This window comes from uncultured Acinetobacter sp. (assembly GCF_947624825.1).
Classification (GTDB): Bacteria; Pseudomonadota; Gammaproteobacteria; order Pseudomonadales; family Moraxellaceae; genus Acinetobacter.
The window spans coordinates 1-19,182 of the sequence record NZ_CANQLZ010000047.1 but is presented as its reverse complement, the minus strand read 5'-3'; the positions used below and the strand labels follow the sequence as shown (position 1 = coordinate 19,182).

Below are 19,182 nucleotides of genomic sequence, written 5' to 3'. Positions count from 1 at the left end.
ATACCAATTAACTCAGCAGAATAAGCCAAAAATTCAAATTATAAAGTCATTGGCTTAAACAGGATTCGGGTTAAGTAGTGAAAAACTATCTTTATAATGCGTCTGATGAAAAAATGTGTATTTTGAGGTAGTGAAAAACTATTCTTATGTCATGAAATACCTGTAGAGAGGGTAATATTAAGTAGTGAAAAACTATCTTTATAGAAAAAATGATAATCAAATCAATACTAAATATGTTCAAAAATAGTGACTAAATTAATCACTACATCATAAGTAGTGAAAAACTATCTTTATAACTAGGTTTAGTTGATTTTTTACTCAAACCAGGTAGTGAAAAACTATCTTTAAATATTTTTTTGTATTAAAAAACAACAGCTAAGAGTAAGAAATAAACGCTATTTCTTTTTAAGTAGTGAAAAACTATCGTTACTGATGAGTATGTGGTCTGTTGGTAGTGAAAAACTATCTTTAAATAGAGTATAAAAGTTTATTTGAATAATTGATAAACAATATTTGTATTTAAATTAAGCAATCGTTGCTTTTTAGTAGTGAAAAACTATCTTTATGATTACCAAGTAGTGAAAAACTATCCTTATCAAAGCTGAAGTAGGGTTGGTTTTAGTAGTGAAAAACTATCTTTATTGCCAGTAAATCACATCATGCGGTAGCCGTATGACACTTTTTGATCTCATTTTTCCTATGTTGATCAGTTTAGTCGGGAAAAACTATCTTTATTTGCACCGAGCTTAAGGCATTGGTCTTTAACATGCTAGATTTTAGTGCCGTTTTTAAATTAGAGTGCTGAAAAATTATATTGAGGTACGATTTCCCATCAGTGTAGCTCGTTCTTCGACAGCGACTTGACGCAAGAAATCCCAGACAAGTTTAATGCGGGGTTCATGTTTTAAATCGGCAAAGGTGAGCATCCAGAAGGTATGCACAAATTGAATCTCTTTGCTTAAAACTTCTGTTAACTCCGGCTGATGCCCTGCCATAAAGACCGGTAAAATGGCTAGACCTGCACCAGCCGATACTGCCATTTGTTGTGCCACGATACTGCTGCTACGTAAACAGGCGCTGACCTCAATAGGAAGACGTTCTAAACAGTACAATTCGGAACTGTAGACTAAATCATTAATATAATTGACAAACTGATGTTGTTTTAAATCCTGAATACACAAAATAGGCGCATGTTGAGCAAGATAGTGCTGGCTACCATAGAGCTTTAAACAATAGTCAGAAAAGCGCGTGATAATGTAAGGACCATTTTTAGGTCGATCGATCGAGATCACAATATCCGCTTCGCGATGTGACAATTTAATGGTTTTAGAGACAGGAATTAAGTCAATTGTTAAGCTTGGATACTGTTTGGAAAACTGCGCCAAACGTTGCGCTAAAAATGTAGTTCCGAAACCTTCAGGCGTGCCAATGCGTACGCGTCCTTGTAATGGTGTGTTCACACGTTCAATTTGAAAAAATGCTTGCTCCATTTGTTCTACACGCGGCATTAAAGCTAAACCTTCGCTAGTGAGTTCATAACCTTGTTGTTCACGTTTAAATAAAGTGATGCCTAAATTGTGTTCGAGTGCTTGAATGCGGCGTGCCACAGTGGTGTGTTCAACGCCCATTAAACGTGCCGCATTGGTGAGCGTTTTTGCACGTGCTAAAACTAAAAAAAAGCGTAAATGATCCCAATCAACTTTCATCTTTGTTATTTTTCCTAAATTTTATGGTTTTTAAAGGATGATTTGTGCAAATTTGCACAGCTATCGTGCATGAATTTGGCTTGTTGGTCAAAATAATCTTTGTTAGTGTCGATTACAAGGACAACAACAATAATTCAATTTGCTCGCCAAATTGAGATGAATATAACAATCATAGAATCACGCACGGAGCAAACATGAACGCAATTTATAAAAATCTGCAAGGACAGCAATTAACCACAGCCAAATTGCTGATCAATGGTGAATTTGTTGAATCAACTACTTCAGATTGGCAAGATATTTTAAATCCAGCCACCCAAGAGGTTTTAGGTCGTGTACCTATGGCGACTCAAGATGAAGTCAATGCAGCGATTGCATCAGCACAGGCAGCTTTTGCTACATGGCGTCAAACACCTGTACAAGCGCGTATGCGTATTATGCTTAAGCTACAAGATTTGATTCGTCAAAATGCCAAATCAATTGCGCAGGTGCTGACTGCTGAACAAGGTAAAACCTTAGCCGATGCTGAAGGTGATATTCAACGCGGTTTAGAAGTGGTTGAACATGCATGCTCGGTGGGCACCTTGCAAATGGGCGAGTACTTAGAAGGTGTGGCGCGTGGCGTTGACACTTACACCTTGCAGCAACCGCTAGGTGTATGTGCTGGTATTACGCCTTTTAACTTCCCTGCCATGATTCCGCTTTGGATGTTCCCCATGGCGATTGTGTGTGGCAATACCTTTGTGCTTAAACCTTCTGAACAAAACCCACTGACCACTATGTTGTTGGTTGAATTGGCGATGGAAGCAGGGGTACCTGCTGGTGTTCTGAATGTAGTACACGGCGGTAAAGAGGTGGTAGATTTACTCTGTACACATCAAGATATCAAAGCTATTTCCTTTGTAGGTTCAACCGCTGTTGGAACACATGTATATAACTTGGCAGGCCAACATGGTAAGCGTGTGCAATCTATGATGGGTGCAAAAAACCATGCGGTGATTATGCCAGATGCCAATAAAGAACAAACCTTAAATGCACTAGTTGGCGCGGCATTTGGTGCAGCGGGACAACGCTGTATGGCTTTATCGGTTGCTATTATGGTGGGTGAGACCAAACATTGGGTCAATGAGCTGATCGAAAAAACTAAAACTTTAAAAGTCAATGCAGGGCATGAACCCGATGCAGATTTAGGTCCTGTGATTTCGTTACGTGCTAAACAACGCGTATTGGATTTAATCCAAAGCGGTGTGGATGAAGGTGCAGAATTATTGCTGGATGGACGTAATGTTGAAGTTGTAGGTTATGAGCAAGGTAACTTTGTTGGACCAACGGTCTTTAATCAAGTGACCACAAAAATGCGCATTTATAACGAAGAAGTGTTTGGTCCAGTGCTTGCCATTATTCATGTCGATACGCTAGAACAAGCCATTGCTTTGATCAATGCCAATCCATTTGGTAATGGAGTCGGTTTATTTACCCAAAGTGGTGCAATTGCACGTCAATTCCAAGAGGTGATTGATATTGGTCAGGTCGGCATTAATATTCCAATTCCTGTACCAACCCCGTTTTTTAGCTTTACTGGCTCGCGTGGTTCAAAGCTCGGTGATTTAGGCCCTTATGGTAAGCAAGCTGTTCAGTTTTATACACAGACCAAAACCATTACCAGTCGTTGGTTTGAAGATCAATCACCAAGTACTGGTGTGAATACCACCATCAGCCTACGCTAAGGAGTAGACCTATGCAGATTGCATTTATTGGCCTTGGTAACATGGGCGGCCCAATGGCACACAACCTACTTAAAGCGGGTCAAAAGGTTTATGGTTTTGATTTAAGTCCACAGGCGCTGGAACAATTTTCTCAAGCGGGCGGTATTATCTGTGATAGCCCACAAGCTGCTGCACGTCAAGCAGATGTGGTAGTGACGATGTTGCCTGCGGCTAAACATGTACAAGAGGTCTATTTAGGCGAAAAGGGCATTTTAGCGGTACTCAAACAAGGTGCTCACTGTATTGACAGCAGTACCATTGATCCGCAAACCATTCAAGAGATTGCTAAAGTTGCAAAGTCACGCGAAATCTCAGTCTGTGACGCCCCTGTTTCGGGTGGCACCTTAGGTGCACAAGCCGGTACCCTGACCTTTATGGTAGGTGCTGAACATGATGTGTTAATTACGGTGAGTTCTGTACTTAAACATATGGGCAGCAATATTGTACATTGCGGTGATGTCGGCACAGGACAGATTGCTAAGATTTGTAATAATTTAATTTTAGGTATTTCCATGGCGGCTGTCGCTGAAGGGATGGCCTTAGGTGCACAGTTAGGTATTGACCCACAGGCACTTGCAGGTGTGATCAATAGCTCAACCGGGCGTTGCTGGAGCTCAGAAGTATACAACCCATGGCCAGGCATTTGTCCAAATGCGCCTGCCTCACGTGGTTATCGTGATGGTTTTGCAGCACAACTGATGCTCAAAGATTTAGGCTTGGCCGTGCAAGCTGCCCAGCAAGTCGATCAGTCGGTGGTGTTGGGTGAGTTTGTGCGTCAACATTACCAACAACTGTGTGATGAAGGACAAGGTCATTTAGATTTTTCTAATATTATTCAACATTATTTACCCGAACCTGTTTTAGCGTAACTTGGGTTCACCAGGTCGCAAGGAGCTGCGACCTGTTTCATCTTCATGTCAAGACATAACAACAAATCGACAGAGGTATAGCGGATGCTCACATATCAACAAACAGCAGCAAATTTTGATTTAAATCAAGCTGCACAAGAATTTCTATCTGGCAAACTAGATGCCTTAAATGCCTGTGAGGAGTGTTGTGATCGTCATGCCTTACCGGGGCGTATTGCTTTATTTTGGCGCGGTAAAGATGGTCGAAAATTGCAATATACGTTTGCTGAATTACAAAAACGTGCCGCACAATTTGCTAATTTTTTAAAAGCCAATGGTGTGGCCAAAGGAGATCGTGTTTCAGGTTTACTACCACGTACCCCTGAGCTGATTATTACCATTTTAGCCACATGGCGGATTGGTGCAGTTTATCAACCTTTATTTACAGCGTTTGGGCCTAAAGCGATTGAGCATCGTTTAAATTTAGCAAAAAGTAAATTTGTAGTGACTGATCCCACCAACCGTGACAAGTTGCACGAGGTAGAAGGCTGCCCAAGTATTGTGACGGTAACAGGTGAAAAAGGCACTGGACTATATCAAGGTGATTATAGTTTTTGGGCAGAACTTGAGCGTCAATCGACCCAATGTGAGATTGAATATTTAAGTATTGATGATCCGTTTTTATTGATGTTTACCTCGGGGACCACAGGTCCTGCTAAACCCCTCAAAGTGCCACTCAAAGCGCTAATTGCCTTTGGTGGCTATATGAAAAATGCCATTGGCTTACAACCTCAAGATAGTTTTTGGAATATTGCTGATCCGGGCTGGGCCTATGGTTTGTACTATGGGATTACTGGACCGCTATTGCTGGGTCAACCGACTTTGTTTTACGAAGGTGGTTTTAGCATCGATAGTCTTTGTGAGATTGTGAAAGATTATGGTGTGAATAATTTGGCTGGGGCCCCAACTGCTTATCGCATGATGCTGGCCGCCGATCCAAAACAAATGCAAAAGCTACGTGGTCAGTTCCGTGTGGTGAGTAGCGCAGGTGAGCCTCTTAATCCAGAAGTGATTCGTTGGTTTGAGCAAGTATTGGATGCCCCAATTTATGATCACTACGGTCAAACTGAAGTGGGCATGGTGGTGTGCAATCATCACGGCTTACAACATGAGGTCAAGCCCGGTTCTGCAGGTTTTGCAAGTTTAGGTTATCGTGTGGTGACTGTGGATGAACAAGGCAATGAATTAGCCCATGACACACCGGGAATTTTGGCGGTGGATTTAGAAAAATCGCCGATGATGTGGTTTGGTGGTTATGAAGAAAGCCGTAAGTCTCCTTTTGTAAAACACTATTACTTAACCGGAGATACTGCTGAAATCCATAGCGATGGCAGTATGAGCTTTGTTGGGCGTAGTGATGATGTGATTACCACATCTGGCTATCGTATTGGTCCATTTGATGTAGAAAGCGCTTTACTTGAACATGAAGCGGTGATTGAAGCGGCAGTCATTGGCGTGCCTGACCCTGAGCGGACTGAAATTGTCAAAGCCTTTGTGGTATTGGCCGAGCCTGATGCTGCCTCAGATAGCTTAGCGGAAAGCTTGAGTCAATTTGTCAAGAAGCGACTTTCGGCGCATGCCTATCCACGTTTGGTTGAATTTGTGACAGAATTGCCAAAAACCCCAAGTGGTAAGATTCAACGCTTTTTACTACGTAACCAAGAAATTGAAAAACAAAAAGTTAAGCTCAACGTGGCAAGCTAAAGATATAAGGATATAACAATGAATATGCAATACGAACAACCACAGCAAGATCAAGCAGCAACTTTCCCGACCTCTGCACAATACACAGAAGAGCAGTTGCTGATTCAAGACATGACCAAAAGCTTTGCTCATGAGCAAATTAAGCCTTATGCCGCCGAATGGGATACGCATGGCACATTTCCGACGACTGCGTTAAAACAAATGGGTGAATTGGGACTTATGGGCATGCTTGTGCCTGAACAATGGGGCGGTTCTGAAACAGGTAACTTAGCTTATGTTTTAGCATTAGAAGAGATTGCTGCGGCAGATGGTGCAACCTCCACGATTATGAGTGTGCATAACTCAGTCGGCTGTGTACCAATTTTAAAATACGGTACAGATGAACAAAAACAACGTTTCTTGGTGCCACTGGCACGTGGTGAAATGATCGGTGCATTTGCATTGACAGAACCGCATACTGGTTCAGATGCAGCCGCGATTAAGACGCGTGCTGTAAAAGACGGTGAGCATTATATTTTAAATGGTGCCAAACAGTTTATTACCTCAGGTGATAATGCAGGCGTAATCATTGTATTTGCTGTGACTGATCCAAGCTTGGGTAAAAAGGGCATGAGTGCATTTTTAGTCCCACGTGATACACCGGGATATGAAGTGATTCGTGTAGAGGAAAAGCTAGGCTTACATGCCTCAGATACCTGCCAAATTGCCTTAACCGACTTACGTCTGCATGAGAGTCTACGCTTAGGTGCTGAAGGAGAAGGTTTAAAAATTGCGCTGTCAAATTTAGAAGGCGGACGTATTGGTATTGCAGCCCAAGCGGTAGGGTTAGCTCGTGCTGCACTTGAAGAGGCCACCAAATATGCCCATGAACGTGTCGCCTTTGGCAAACCAATTTTTGAGCAACAAGCAATTGGTTTTCGTTTAGCCACTATGGCAACCGAAATTACCGCAGCGCGTCAATTGGTACATTATGCGGCACGTTTAAAAGAAGCAGGACAGCCCTGTTTAACAGAAGCCTCTATGGCCAAATTATTTGCCTCAGAAATGGTAGAGCGTGTGTGTTCTAAAGCACTCCAAATCTTTGGTGGTTATGGCTACTTAAAAGATTTCCCAATTGAACGTATTTATCGTGACGCGCGTATTTGCCAAATTTATGAAGGTACCAGTGATATTCAGCGTTTAGTCATTGCACGTAGCTTGGCACAATAAGGAGCATGGCATGACACAAGAACTGATCATTGAACAACAAGGACATTTAGGCATTATTCGCCTCAACCGTGTTGCAAGTTTAAATGCTTTGTCGATTGACATGATTCATGGCATCCGTCAGCAAGTATTGACATGGCAAGCATTTCCTCAGGTACACGCGATTTTAATCACCTCGAACAGTCCAAAAGCCTTTTGTGCCGGTGGTGATGTGCGTTACATCTACGACGGTTATCATGCTCAGGACAATCAGCATTTAAATTACTTTGCAGATGAGTATGCCATGTTGGATACTTTATCGGCTTCAACAAAACCGATCATCGCATTGTTAGATGGTTATGTACTTGGCGGTGGGTTTGGTTTGGCACAAGCCTGTCATCTTAAAGTCACATCAGAAAAATCGCGTTTTGCCATGCCTGAAACCGTGATTGGCTACTTCCCCGATGTTGCTGCAACGCATTTTTTAGCACAACTTAAGGAAATTGGCTTGTATTTGGCACTCACAGGTGAGCAAATCAGCGCCGCCGATGCTTTAGCATTTCAACTGGTTGATGCGATGGTGCAACAGCAAGATTTAGCCCAGCTTGAACATGCTTTGATCGCAGCACAAATGCTTGATATGAGCAGTATTAAAAGCTTAATTTCTGAATATTCAATGCAGCTCGAAGCGTATCCTCTAAAGAGCCATGTGGCTTGTATTGAGCAATGTTTTAAACAGGCCAGTGTAGAAAATATTGAGTCAGCTTTGCAGCATATACAAGATGAAGATCAAGCATGGGCACACCGCGTTTTGGAACTTCTACAACAACGTTCGCCTATGGCAAAACGTGCAAGTTTTGTTTTACACCACGTGGGGCGTAATCTATCACGTCAGCAAGCGATGTTACTTGAACGTCAAGTCCAAACCCTGTGGTTTGAACAAGGTGACTTTATTGAAGGCGTACGTGCTTTAATTATTGATAAAGATAAACAACCTAAATGGCGTGCTGATCAACCTGATTTAGACGCAAAAATTAATGCTTTGTATCAACAGCAGCTGGCTTTAAGTGCTTAAAAATAAAAAAATCCCCAAACGTTGGGGATTTTTTTGTATCTTATGTTAAGACGTTGTGGTTATAAAATCATGTACTGCCTGATTAAAACATTCAGCTTGCTCAATATTGGAAATGTGTGAAGCATTAATTTTAAACAGTTGACTACCTGCAATGCGTTGTTGCATACATTCACCATCTGCAACGGTGGTAATCGGGTCTTGTTGACCTGCCACAATAAGGATTGGAACATTAATCTGTTTTAACTGCTCACGTACATCCGCCTTTGCCAAAGCTTCACAGCAACTTGCATAACCTTCGGGGCTGCCAGCACCTAAGTCGTTTGAAAGTTTTGCAATGATGTCTGGGTTGCTTTGAACAAAGGCTTCAGTAAACCAACGGCCTGCCGCAGTTGATGCGATCGGGGCTAAACCTTGTGCACGAACCAGCGCTGCGCGATCAGACCAAGCCTGTTCTTGACCAATTTTGGCTGCGCTATTGCACACAACAATATGACTAAAACGCTTTGCGTGATGAATGGCAAGCCATTGACCTGTTAAACCACCCATTGAAATACCGCAAAAAGCGGCTTGTTTAATATTTAGGTGATCGAGTAAATTCACCACATCTTGAGCCAATTGCTCAATCGTATAGGGACCTTGAGGCGCTGTAGATGCCCCATGACCACGTGTGTCATAACAAATTACAAAATGGTCTTGGCTAAATACTTCAATTTGTGCTTGCCACATGCTGAAATTTGTACCTAACGAGTTTGAAAATACAAGTGCAGGGCGAGTGGCATCACCAAAAGTTTGGTAATAAATATCTGCATTTTGAGATGTAAATTTTGGCATTGAATCCCTCCCAACCTCCCTTTCATAAAGGGAGGGGATTTTTAAATAGTTAAACGCGTTCAATTATCAAAGCAATGCCTTGACCGACCCCAATACACATGGAACACAGTGCATATTTTCCACCTGTTGCTTCAAGTTGATTCAGTGCTGTGGTCACTAAACGCGCACCCGATGCACCGAGTGGATGACCCAAGGCAATTGCACCGCCGTTTGGATTGACACGCGCTTCATCGTCTGCCAAACCTAAGTCACGCGTTACAGAAAGTGCCTGCGCTGAAAATGCTTCGTTTAATTCGATGACGTCCATTTGCTCAAGCGTTAAACCTGTTTGAGCAAGCAGTTTTTTAATGGCGGGTGCAGGACCAAAGCCCATAATACGAGGTTCAACGCCAACCACAGTTGCAGCAATAACTTTGGCACGTGGTGTTAAGCCATAGTGTTGCACGGCGTCATCAGACGCAATCAAAATTGCAGCCGCACCATCATTAATCCCTGAGGCATTGCCTGCAGTGATTGTACCGTCTACTTTGACCACAGGTTTAAGCTTGCTTAAGCCTTCTAATGTGGTGGATGCACGTGGATGTTCATCCTTATCTATAACAACATCATCGCCTTTACGTTGTGGAATGACCACAGGGATGATTTCTTTGTCAAAGAAACCATTGGCTTGAGCAGTAGCAGTGCGTTGTTGGCTCATGAAGGCAAATTTGTCTTGGTCTTCGCGGCTAATATTAAATTGTTCAGCTAAGTTTTCAGCGGTTTGTGGCATGCTGTCCACGCCATACAGTTGTTTAAGTTTGGGGTTGATAAAGCGCCAACCCATGGTGGTGTCTTCAAGTTTTTGGCTACGACCATAGGCTGTTTCTGGTTTGCCCATAACTAAAGGAGCACGGGTCATACTTTCCACACCACCGGCAACGATCAGATCTGCTTCACCGGCTTTAATGGCACGTGCTGCCATTGCCACAGCATCAAGGGATGAGCCACATAAACGATTGACTGTGGTTGCAGGTACTTGGTACGGCACGCCTGCAAGCAGTGCGGACATACGCCCTACGTTACGATTATCTTCGCCGGCTTGGTTGGCACAGCCGTAAATAATATCGTCGACTTTTTCCCAGTTAATATTTGGGTTGCGCTTTATGAGGGCTTTGAGTGGTACAGCACCCAAATCATCAGCACGTACAGAAGCTAAACCACCGGCATAACGACCAAAGGGTGTACGGATGGCATCAATAATATAGGCATTTTTCATCATGATTTATTCAATTTTAATTTAAAATAAAAAGAAAGAGGGATACGGCTAAAATGTATTTTGTACCCCTCTTAAGAGGAAACTTGATTAAATCGTGGCATCAATCAGCATTGCACCTGTCATGGCTTGCAATTGTTCAAACGATAACCCTTCAACTTTTTCAATCACTTTCATGCCATCACTGGTCACATCAATCACACACAGGTCAGTGTAAATACGGTCGACACATTTTAAGCCTGTTGCAGGGTAAGACAGCTCAGCTACAATTTTGGGCTCGCCTTTTTTAGTCACATGGTCAGTGGTGATAAAAACTTTTTTAGCACCAACGGCCAAATCCATCGCGCCACCCACAGCAGGAATCGCATCAGGTGCTCCGGTATGCCAATTGGCAAGGTCACCATTTTGAGCAACTTGGAAAGCTCCAAGTACAGCAATATCTAAATGACCACCACGCATCATGGCAAATGAATCACCGTGATGGAAAAAAGCACCGCCCTCAAGCAAAGTGACAAATTCTTTACCTGCATTAATCAGTTCAGGATCACGCTCTTCTTCGGCAGGTGGTGGACCAAAAGCAAGCAAGCCATTTTCAGAATGCAAAAATACATCTTTATCTGCTGGTAAATAGCTTGAAATTTTGGTCGGTAAACCAATACCCAAATTCACATAAGCACCATCAGGAATATCTTGTGCAACACGCTCAGCAATTTGGTCACGGGTCAGTTTGGTATAGCTCATTGGTTTTCTCCTTATCCGTGCTTACTGTGCTGGTGTAACTTGTACAACGTGTTGTACAAAAATGCCTGCGGTGATGATGTGTTCAGGATCTAATGCACCCAGTTCAACCACTTCAGAGACTTGTGCAATGGTCACATCTGCTGCCATGGCCATAATTGGACCGAAGTTACGTGCAGATTTGCGATACACCAAGTTGCCCCAACGGTCGCCTTTGTGCGCTTTAATTAAGGCAAAATCGGCTTTAATTGGGTGTTCTAAAACGTAGTCTTTACCCTCATAGTTCATGGTTGGTTTGCCTTGTGCAAGCAAAGTACCAAAACCTGTAGGGGTATAAATTGGACCAAGCCCCATGCCTGCCGCTTGAATGCGACACGCCAAGTTACCTTGTGGTACAAGTTCTAACTCAATCTTGCCTGCCCGATACAATTCGTCAAAGACATGCGAGTCTGACTGACGCGGGAAAGAGCAGATGATTTTACGAACAGCACCCGTTTTAAGCAGTTTAGCCAAACCATAGTCGCCATTGCCTGCGTTATTGTTGACGATCACTAAGTCTTTAATGCCGAGTTCAATTAAACCGTCGATTAGTTCAGCAGGCTGACCTGCGGTACCAAAGCCACCAATCATAATGGTCGCACCGTCTTGGATTTGAGAAAGTGCCTCAACCAGTGAAGCAGAACTTTTATCGATCATACACTTTTCCTTTTGTGCCTAAACTGCTTAGGCACCCTTTGAATCAGAAGCTAAACGTTGAGGTTTCGCTTTGGGTGTGAGGACAGCATGTGCCAATAGCCCAATACAAATGCCCCAAAATACAGAACTCATTCCGAGTAAACTCATGCCTGAGGCTGTGGCTAAAAATGTGATTAATGCAGAATCACGTTGTGATTCAGATTGCATTGCGACGCTTAAATTTGTGGAAATGGCACCAAGTAGCGCAAGACCGGCGAGCGCTGCCACCAATTCTTTTGGAAACAGGCTAAACAGCAAAACTATACTGCCTGCAAATACACCACCTAAAAGATAAAACAGACCATTACATACCCCTGCGATGTAGCGTTTATTGCTGTGTTCATGGGCATCTTTACCCACACACAAGGCAGCTGTAATAGAGCCTAAAACTGTGGTGATGCCACCAAAACATGCCACCAACAGGGAGGTGATGCTGGCGGTGGTAATAATTGGTTTTGCTGGAACGTCATAGCCTGAAACTTTTAATAAACTCATGCCTGGTAAAAACTGCCCAGATAAACTCACTAAGATCAATGGAATGGCTAGATTAATCGTGGAATTCCAAGTCCATTCAGGTTGTATAAACTGCGGTGCAGCAATGCTAAAACTCATCTGCACGGCTTGAAATTTTCCAAACATCAAACTCAGAATTAAACCTGCTGCCAATACCCAAATCATGGCGTAACGTGGATTAAAACGTTTTGCAATGAGGAAAATTAGTAACATTGCACTGACAATCATCGGCATGTTTTGGGTTGCTGTGAACAAACCCAGCCCGAAGCTCACCAAAATGCCAGCCATCATTCCTGCGGCAACCGATTGCGGAATTAATTGGATTAATTTGTCGAAATATCCTGTAATACCTATCACAAACAACACCACAGCAGTGGTGATATAAGCCGCTATCGCTTCATTGAGGGAAATCTCAGGGAATAAACTCACCAATAAAGCCGTACCAGGCGCCGACCATGCCATGACCACAGGCACTTTAAATTTGATTGAAAGATAAATACTAGCAACTGCTGCTGCGATAGAAATGCCCCAAACCCATGAAATTATCATGGCAGGGGAAACATTTGCTTGCTGTGCAGCTTGGAAAAAAATAACCAAAGGACCCGCATATGAAATCAGCACTGCCAAAAATCCTGCGACAGTTGCTGAAATTGACCAATCCTCTTTTAGGCTTTGAACCAGGTTTGTCATTGTAGATGCCTCCTTGCAGCAATGATCCTGAAGTGTGATTAGGCTTAACCCTGATCACCGCCACCCACAGGCACCACGGTACCGGTCATATATGACGACTCGTCAGATGCAAGGAATACTATGGCATTCACTTGTTCTTGAATGGTGCCGTAGCGTCCCATAAAAGTACGATCAATGGTTTGATCGACCACGTCTTGCATCCATTGCTTTTCATCTTCAGTTAAAGGATTGGCATTGCGTGGCACTTTACGAGGAGGCGCTTCGGTACCGCCTGTGGCAACAGCATTGACACGAATCCCATCTTTGGCATGTTCAAATGCTAAGGATGCGGTTAAGCCATTCACACCGCCTTTGGCAGCCGAGTAAGGCACACGGTGAATGCCACGGGTCGCAATAGATGACACATTGACAATCGTACCGTTTTGATTTTTGATCATTTCAGGCAGTACTGCACGGCAGCACCACATGGTTGGGAATAATGAACGATTGACTTCTTTGATGATTTCTTCTTCAGAAAATGCATCAAAAGGCTTCATCCAAATTGCACCACCGACGTTGTTGATGAGCACATCAACACGACCATAGGTGTCAACTGCTTTGGCAACAACGGCTTGTGCACCTGAGAAAGTCTCTAGGTTGGCTTTAACGACAATTGCTTGACCGCCTGCATGGGTAATTTCTGCAAGTACATCATCGACATAATCGGAAAAGTCCGCCATGACCACTTGACCGCCTTCTTGGGCAACTTGTAATGCAACCCCGCGACCAATCCCTTGAGCAGCACCCGTTACAATCACGACTTTATGTTCAAATCTTTTTGACATAATGCACTCCCAATTAATTTGCAGAGAATTTTTCAAATAAGAAATTGGCAGGTTTCACGCCTTCTGCATCTAACCAACCACGAACTGCATCGACCATAGGCACAGGACCACAGAGGTAAACGTCTACATCACCACCGTTTAACCATTCAGTTTCGATATGACTTGTGACATAACCTTTACGTGCATGTGCAGAGTCAGGACTTGCAACCACTGTGCGGTATTCAAACCAAGCGAGTTTTTCTTGCAAATTATTGAGTTCTTCAAGGGCCACCAAGTCAAAATCATTGGTCACGCCAAAGACTAAACGTACCGGATGATCACACCCTTTTTCTGCCAATACTTGCAGCATTGACATAAATGGCGCAATACCTGTACCACCTGCAAGCATCACCACAGGGCGTACAACATGACGTAAATAGAAGCTACCAAAGGGACCTGTAAAGGTCATTTTGTCGCCCACTTTAGCGTCAACGCTTAAAAAGCGACTCATTTTTCCATTCGGGACATTACGTACCACAAAGCTGGTTAAACGATCTCCCGGTTTAGAACTAAATGAGTAAGAGCGTGTTTCACCAGAATGGGGAAGGGCAACATTGACATATTGACCGGCAAGGAAGTTAATCTCTGGCTGACCTTCATCTAGTTGAATATCAAACGTAATGGTTGATTCAGATAAGTTATCTACACGTGCCAAAGTACCTTGGTAAGTATGAATTTCTGTTTTACAGACATCAGATGAGGCTTGAATTTGAAACACGGCGTCTGAACTTGGACGACATTGGCAGGCAAGAATATAACCTTGTGCTGCCTCTTCAGGCGTCAAAGCATCTTCAATATAGGTTTCTTCAGGCATGTCATAACTGCCAGACTCGCAAAATGCACGACATGTACCACATGCACCATCACGGCAATCGAGTGGAATGTTAATTTTTTGACGGTAGGCTGCATCAGAGAGTGACTCACCTTGAGTAACAGAAATAAAACGGGTAACACCATCTTCAAATTGTAGGGCAACATTATGGCTAGACATGGCTGAATCCTTTTAAAAACTTTTAAACTGGGGAGAACCTCAGCCAAAATTCCATTTGGCTGAAGCGAATCTGTAATAGAGGAAAATTACAGATGATAAATGTCGATGACTTGGTTGATGTAATCGTTTTTGAGTACCACGTATTTGCTTAAAATTTGTGGCTTTTCACCTGAAAAATCGATTTCATAACGTGACATCCCAAAGTAGCTATATGCCGTTTTGTAACGAAAGCTCAAGGTATTCCAGTTAAAACGTACTGTGACTTTGTCAGCCTCTTGTTCAATCACTTCAATGTTATTGATGTTGTGGCTTGTGCGTGTATCTGGCATGGTTGCAGAAGAACGTTCCGTTTTAATACGGAATATGCGGTCTTCTAAACCTTGACGGTTTGGGTAGTAGATCAAGGAAATTTCAGATTGCGGATCGGTTGTGAGTTTGTCGTCGTCATCCCAAGAAGGCATCCAAAATGTTGCACTTGGTGCGTAGCAGGCTAACCAATCATCCCATTGTTCATCATCTAAAAAACGTGCTTCTTGAAAAAGGAATTGAGAAATTGCGTCTAGGCTCACTGGGTTTAAGTTGGTTTGAGCATTCATGCCATTTCTCCTTCTACAGATGCTGCCAATACTTTTTCATTGGCAATCGCAATTTTCATCATGTCTAACCAATATTGGTGCTGTGCAAGGTATAAACCTTCGTCTTCAGTCTTAATACCTGACAGTTTTGGCTTCAATCCAATTTCATTGGCTGCGTCATCAGGCCCATGAATCCAGTGCTTAGAACCACGGCACATGTCGTTCCATTGGGTTTCAATACCTGCATAACCGGCTTGGCAGGCACGGAATTCTTCTAAATCATCTGGTGTTGCCATACCTGAGGCATTAAAGAAGTCTTCGTATTGGCGAATACGGCGGGTACGTGCTTCTGGCTCTTCACCCACAGGTGCAATACAGTAAATCGTTACTTCAGTTTTATTGACTGAAATTGGGCGAAGTACACGAATTTGAGAACCAAACTGATCCATCAAATATACGTTTGGATAAAGACATAAGTTGCGTGAACGTTCGATCATCCATTTGGACATGGCCTGACCAAATTTTTCTGAATATTCATCGGCTTTTGGGAAGTTTGGACGATCTTCTGGGTTTGCCCACTGTGTCCAAAGCAGCATATGACCATTATCAAAGCCGTAAGAACCACCGCCTTGTTTGCCCCATGAACCTGCACTCATAGCGCGGATGTCATCACCGGCTTCTTTTTCTTTACGCTGTTGTGTGGTTGCTGCATAGTTCCAGTGAACTGCCGATACGTGATAACCATCGGCGCCATTTTCAGCGGTGAGTTTCCAGTTGCCTTCATAGGTATAGGTGGATGAACCACGAAGAACTTCTAAACCTTGTTCAGACTGACCCGCGATCATATCGATGATTTTGGTGGTTTCGCCCAAGTATTCTTCAAGTGATGGTACATCTGGGTTTAAGCTACCAAATAAGAAGCCTTTATAGCTTTCAAATTTCGCAACTTTGGTTAAGTCGTGTGAACCTTCTTTATTGAAGCACTCTGAGTAGCCTGCATCCGTTGGGTCTTTGACTTTTAAAAGTTTGCCCGAGTTATTGAATGTCCAACCGTGGAATGGGCAAGTATAGGTGGCTTTATTGCCTTTTTTATTACGGCAAAGCTGTGCACCACGGTGTGAACAGGCGTTGATCATGGCATTGAGTTCACCGTTGCGGTTACGTGCAATGATGATCGGTTGGCGCCCAATATGGGTGGTAAAGTAATCGTTATTGTTTGGAATTTGGCTTTCATGTGCCAAATACACCCAATTGCCTTCAAAAATGTATTTCATTTCCAGATCAAACAATGTTTGATCGGTAAATACCGAACGATGAAGTTTAAATTCACCTGTTTCAAAATTGTCGACAAGTAATTCGTCAATACGGTCAAGATGGCTGGTATTAATGACAGGAATACGTGGCATATCCGTTCTCCGACTTTGCAAAGTATGGGGAGTGAATCGGGACAAATGATTTATCCCGATGTTGCTTGATGTGTTATGCAGCTGCGCGGCGACGATCGACGTCTGTCGATGGCGCGCCTTCAACCATTGGCACTAACTCAATGTCAAAGCGGATATATTTAAATGGACCGGTTAAACCACGGCGCGCGATTTCAGCCTCATCTGTGATATCAATAGCCGTTGCGACTAAACCTTCACGTGTTGCAAATGCGAAGTCATCCCAAAGGTATTGATCACCTTCAATATTAAATTGTGTGGTTAACTTACGAAAACCCGGGGCACTCACGAAGTAATGAACGTGTGATGGACGGTTACCATGACGCCCCAGTTTATCCAGCACAAATTGTGTGGTGCCTTGTGGTGGGCAGCCATAACCAACAGGCATTGTGGTTAACGCCGTGTATTGACCTTGAGCATCGGTCAAAATGCTGCGACGTAAGTTAAAGTCCGATTGTGACTTGTCAAAGAATGAATAGTTACCTAAGCGATTGGCATGCCATATTTCAACTTTAGCACCTTCGATAAGATTGCCTTGGGTGTCTTTCACTGTGCCTTCAATAATTAAGGTTGGAATTTCACCTTCTTCAGAACCATCATCCATACGTGCAAAACCGACAGATTCAGGTGCACCTGCCACATAAAGTGGGCCTTCGATGGTACGTGGTGTACCGCCTGTGATACCGGCTTTGGCATCGGCTTCATCGGCACGTAAATCTAAATAATGTTCTAAACCTAAGCCTGCTGCGAGTAAGCCCAGTTCATTGGCTTGACCTGCGTCAGTAAAGTACTCTAAGCCTTTCCAAAGCTCAGTTTGGCTTAAGTCCAAATCTTCAATGGCTTGGAAAAAATCACCTAACAAACGCACTACAATTTGTTGCATACGTGGGTCAACTGGACCGGTTGCAGTGTCTACGTTCATTGTTTTGACTAAAGCATCAATGTCTTGGCGATTCATACAAATACTCCTGTTTGTATGGCAAGCCTTCATGGCATTACACGCGAGAAGGCGACCATTTTCCTTGTTTTTAAATATAAGAGGGCTCAAGGCGCACGTTTTTACGTGCACACAGCCTTAAGCTTTAAATGGATTTAAGGGTTTAAATTAACGGTCATCTTCACGAATTGAAGACGGATGACGATTCAGTGCCATCACTTCAATCTGCATATACGGATACAAAGGTAAACCTTGTAAAATCGTATGCAATTCTTCGTTACTGTCCACATCAAAAATACTGATGTTTGAATATTGACCAGTAATGCGCCAAATGTGACGCCATTTGCCTTGTTGCTGTAATTGCTGCGAATAAGCCTTTTCTACCGCTTTAATTTCATTGGCTTGTTCAACGGGCATATCTTTTGGGATGTTGACATCCATACGTACATGAAACAGCATGTCTCACTCCTTGATGCATTGATTCGACAAGATCTCGTTGTCGAGGATTAAAATGAATTAACGACGTAATTGCTCAATTTTGTTTTCGTCAATCTCGATCCCTAAACCTGGTGTGTTCGGCAGGTGTAGTTCAAAATTTTCATAACGTAATGGGGTGCTGAGAATTTCTTGAGTCAATAACAGTGGACCAAATAATTCAGTACCAAATTTTAAATTTTCAAATGTGGAGAACAGATGTGCTGAAGCCATAGTACCCACTGCACCTTCAAGCATCGTGCCGCCATACAAATCAATCCCAGCCAATTGTGCAATGGTCGCTACATCACGGCCTTCAAGCAAACCGCCCGATTGCGCCACTTTGACTGCAAATACAGAGGCTGCATTGCTTTTGGCTAGACGATAAGCGCTACTTGGACCCATTAAGGATTCATCTGCCATGATGGCAATATCAAAACGATGCGTTAAACGCTGCATGGCTTCAAGGTTGTCAATCGCACAAGGCTGCTCGATTAAGTCAACGCCACCGGCTTGTAATCGCTTGATGCCTTTAATTGCATCGAGTTCAGACCAAGCACGGTTGACATCCACACGAATCGACACCTCATTGCCAAGCGCCTGTTTAATCGCAAGTACATGTTCAACATCTGCTTCTACAGCGCGTGAGCCGATTTTGAGTTTGAAAAAATTATGCCGTTTGGCTTCGAGCATTTGTTGAGCTTCAGCGATATCTTTTTCGGTATCGCCAGACGCGAGTACCCACAGTACTGGCACGCTATCACGTAAACGACCGCCTAACAGCTCAGACAGTGGTAAAC

At 43.2% G+C, this 19,182-nt stretch carries 18 protein-coding genes; 5 read left to right on the top strand and 13 right to left on the bottom strand.

Annotation, left to right across the window (positions count from 1 at the left end):
* Positions 1–809: 809 nt before the first annotated feature.
* The gene (locus Q0017_RS10760) at positions 810–1,706 is read right to left on the bottom strand and encodes a LysR family transcriptional regulator (protein ID WP_298146550.1); all 897 of its coding nucleotides are present in this window, start codon (positions 1,704–1,706) and stop codon (positions 810–812) included.
* Positions 1,707–1,900: 194 nt separating this feature from the next.
* On the opposite strand from Q0017_RS10760, the gene Q0017_RS10755 reads away from it, so the two are divergent.
* From Q0017_RS10755 to Q0017_RS10735, 5 genes are all read left to right on the top strand, one after another.
* Positions 1,901–3,430 (top strand): CoA-acylating methylmalonate-semialdehyde dehydrogenase, encoded by a 1,530-nt coding sequence (locus tag Q0017_RS10755; RefSeq protein WP_298146547.1) that lies wholly within the window; start codon positions 1,901–1,903, stop codon positions 3,428–3,430.
* Between the two features lie 11 nt (positions 3,431–3,441).
* Complete coding sequence (gene mmsB / locus Q0017_RS10750; RefSeq protein WP_298146544.1) at positions 3,442–4,338, top strand: 3-hydroxyisobutyrate dehydrogenase; 897 nt, start codon at positions 3,442–3,444, stop codon at positions 4,336–4,338.
* Positions 4,339–4,422: 84 nt separating this feature from the next.
* Positions 4,423–6,081, top strand: a complete 1,659-nt coding sequence (locus Q0017_RS10745) for an AMP-binding protein (RefSeq protein WP_298146541.1) — start codon at positions 4,423–4,425, stop codon at positions 6,079–6,081.
* A gap of 24 nt (positions 6,082–6,105) precedes the next feature.
* A complete protein-coding gene (locus tag Q0017_RS10740) occupies positions 6,106–7,290 on the top strand; it encodes an acyl-CoA dehydrogenase family protein (RefSeq protein ID WP_297426622.1) in 1,185 nt (394 codons plus the stop codon).
* A 10-nt stretch (positions 7,291–7,300) separates the two neighbouring features.
* Positions 7,301–8,341, top strand: a complete 1,041-nt coding sequence (locus tag Q0017_RS10735) for an enoyl-CoA hydratase/isomerase family protein (protein ID WP_298146538.1) — start codon at positions 7,301–7,303, stop codon at positions 8,339–8,341.
* Positions 8,342–8,386: 45 nt separating this feature from the next.
* Here Q0017_RS10735 and pcaD read toward each other — a convergent pair whose 3' ends face one another.
* The 12 genes from pcaD to Q0017_RS10675 form a co-directional block, all read right to left on the bottom strand.
* On the bottom strand, positions 8,387–9,172 hold the full coding sequence (gene pcaD, locus Q0017_RS10730; RefSeq protein WP_298146535.1) for a 3-oxoadipate enol-lactonase: 786 nt from the start codon (positions 9,170–9,172) through the stop codon (positions 8,387–8,389).
* A 49-nt stretch (positions 9,173–9,221) separates the two neighbouring features.
* Positions 9,222–10,427, bottom strand: a complete 1,206-nt coding sequence (pcaF, locus tag Q0017_RS10725; RefSeq protein WP_298146553.1) for a 3-oxoadipyl-CoA thiolase — start codon at positions 10,425–10,427, stop codon at positions 9,222–9,224.
* 87 nt (positions 10,428–10,514) lie between these two features.
* On the bottom strand, positions 10,515–11,165 hold the full coding sequence (locus Q0017_RS10720; protein WP_298146532.1) for a 3-oxoacid CoA-transferase subunit B: 651 nt from the start codon (positions 11,163–11,165) through the stop codon (positions 10,515–10,517).
* Positions 11,166–11,186: 21 nt separating this feature from the next.
* Entirely contained in the window at positions 11,187–11,858 is a 672-nt protein-coding gene (locus tag Q0017_RS10715; RefSeq protein ID WP_298146529.1) for a 3-oxoacid CoA-transferase subunit A, read from the bottom strand.
* 27 nt (positions 11,859–11,885) lie between these two features.
* Positions 11,886–13,100 (bottom strand): benzoate/H(+) symporter BenE family transporter, encoded by a 1,215-nt coding sequence (locus Q0017_RS10710; protein WP_298146526.1) that lies wholly within the window; start codon positions 13,098–13,100, stop codon positions 11,886–11,888.
* 44 nt (positions 13,101–13,144) lie between these two features.
* Positions 13,145–13,924, bottom strand: a complete 780-nt coding sequence (gene benD / locus Q0017_RS10705; protein WP_298146523.1) for a benzoate diol dehydrogenase BenD — start codon at positions 13,922–13,924, stop codon at positions 13,145–13,147.
* Between the two features lie 13 nt (positions 13,925–13,937).
* Positions 13,938–14,954 carry a benzoate 1,2-dioxygenase electron transfer component BenC gene (gene benC, locus Q0017_RS10700; RefSeq protein WP_298146521.1) on the bottom strand — a complete coding sequence of 339 codons (1,017 nt, stop codon included), beginning with the start codon at positions 14,952–14,954 and terminating at the stop codon, positions 13,938–13,940.
* A gap of 86 nt (positions 14,955–15,040) precedes the next feature.
* Positions 15,041–15,550: a benzoate 1,2-dioxygenase small subunit gene (benB, locus tag Q0017_RS10695; protein WP_298146518.1), complete on the bottom strand. Its 510-nt coding sequence runs from the start codon at positions 15,548–15,550 to the stop codon at positions 15,041–15,043.
* Positions 15,547–16,935 carry a benzoate 1,2-dioxygenase large subunit gene (benA, locus tag Q0017_RS10690; RefSeq protein WP_298146515.1) on the bottom strand — a complete coding sequence of 463 codons (1,389 nt, stop codon included), beginning with the start codon at positions 16,933–16,935 and terminating at the stop codon, positions 15,547–15,549. Before benA ends, benB begins: the two co-directional genes overlap by 4 nt.
* A gap of 73 nt (positions 16,936–17,008) precedes the next feature.
* The gene (gene catA / locus Q0017_RS10685) at positions 17,009–17,929 is read right to left on the bottom strand and encodes a catechol 1,2-dioxygenase (protein WP_298146512.1); all 921 of its coding nucleotides are present in this window, start codon (positions 17,927–17,929) and stop codon (positions 17,009–17,011) included.
* A 147-nt stretch (positions 17,930–18,076) separates the two neighbouring features.
* Positions 18,077–18,367 carry a muconolactone Delta-isomerase gene (gene catC / locus Q0017_RS10680; protein ID WP_297426525.1) on the bottom strand — a complete coding sequence of 97 codons (291 nt, stop codon included), beginning with the start codon at positions 18,365–18,367 and terminating at the stop codon, positions 18,077–18,079.
* A gap of 57 nt (positions 18,368–18,424) precedes the next feature.
* On the bottom strand, positions 18,425–19,182 hold a 758-nt coding region (locus tag Q0017_RS10675), incomplete at its 5' end, for a muconate/chloromuconate family cycloisomerase (RefSeq protein ID WP_298146508.1).

Excerpts from the sequence above, each read along its gene's own strand:
- Q0017_RS10760 (WP_298146550.1), bottom strand. The coding sequence starts at position 1,706 with ATGAAAGTTGATTGGGATCATTTACGCTTTTTTTTAGTTTTAGCACGT.
- Q0017_RS10755 (WP_298146547.1), top strand. The coding sequence starts at position 1,901 with ATGAACGCAATTTATAAAAATCTGCAAGGACAGCAATTAACCACAGCC.
- mmsB (WP_298146544.1), top strand. The coding sequence starts at position 3,442 with ATGCAGATTGCATTTATTGGCCTTGGTAACATGGGCGGCCCAATGGCA.
- Q0017_RS10745 (WP_298146541.1), top strand. The coding sequence starts at position 4,423 with ATGCTCACATATCAACAAACAGCAGCAAATTTTGATTTAAATCAAGCT.
- Q0017_RS10740 (WP_297426622.1), top strand. The coding sequence starts at position 6,106 with ATGCAATACGAACAACCACAGCAAGATCAAGCAGCAACTTTCCCGACC.
- Q0017_RS10735 (WP_298146538.1), top strand. The coding sequence starts at position 7,301 with ATGACACAAGAACTGATCATTGAACAACAAGGACATTTAGGCATTATT.
- pcaD (WP_298146535.1), bottom strand. The coding sequence starts at position 9,172 with ATGCCAAAATTTACATCTCAAAATGCAGATATTTATTACCAAACTTTT.
- pcaF (WP_298146553.1), bottom strand. The coding sequence starts at position 10,427 with ATGAAAAATGCCTATATTATTGATGCCATCCGTACACCCTTTGGTCGT.
- Q0017_RS10720 (WP_298146532.1), bottom strand. The coding sequence starts at position 11,165 with ATGAGCTATACCAAACTGACCCGTGACCAAATTGCTGAGCGTGTTGCA.
- Q0017_RS10715 (WP_298146529.1), bottom strand. The coding sequence starts at position 11,858 with ATGATCGATAAAAGTTCTGCTTCACTGGTTGAGGCACTTTCTCAAATC.
- Q0017_RS10710 (WP_298146526.1), bottom strand. The coding sequence starts at position 13,100 with ATGACAAACCTGGTTCAAAGCCTAAAAGAGGATTGGTCAATTTCAGCA.
- benD (WP_298146523.1), bottom strand. The coding sequence starts at position 13,924 with ATGTCAAAAAGATTTGAACATAAAGTCGTGATTGTAACGGGTGCTGCT.
- benC (WP_298146521.1), bottom strand. The coding sequence starts at position 14,954 with ATGTCTAGCCATAATGTTGCCCTACAATTTGAAGATGGTGTTACCCGT.
- benB (WP_298146518.1), bottom strand. The coding sequence starts at position 15,550 with ATGAATGCTCAAACCAACTTAAACCCAGTGAGCCTAGACGCAATTTCT.
- benA (WP_298146515.1), bottom strand. The coding sequence starts at position 16,935 with ATGCCACGTATTCCTGTCATTAATACCAGCCATCTTGACCGTATTGAC.
- catA (WP_298146512.1), bottom strand. The coding sequence starts at position 17,929 with ATGAATCGCCAAGACATTGATGCTTTAGTCAAAACAATGAACGTAGAC.
- catC (WP_297426525.1), bottom strand. The coding sequence starts at position 18,367 with ATGCTGTTTCATGTACGTATGGATGTCAACATCCCAAAAGATATGCCC.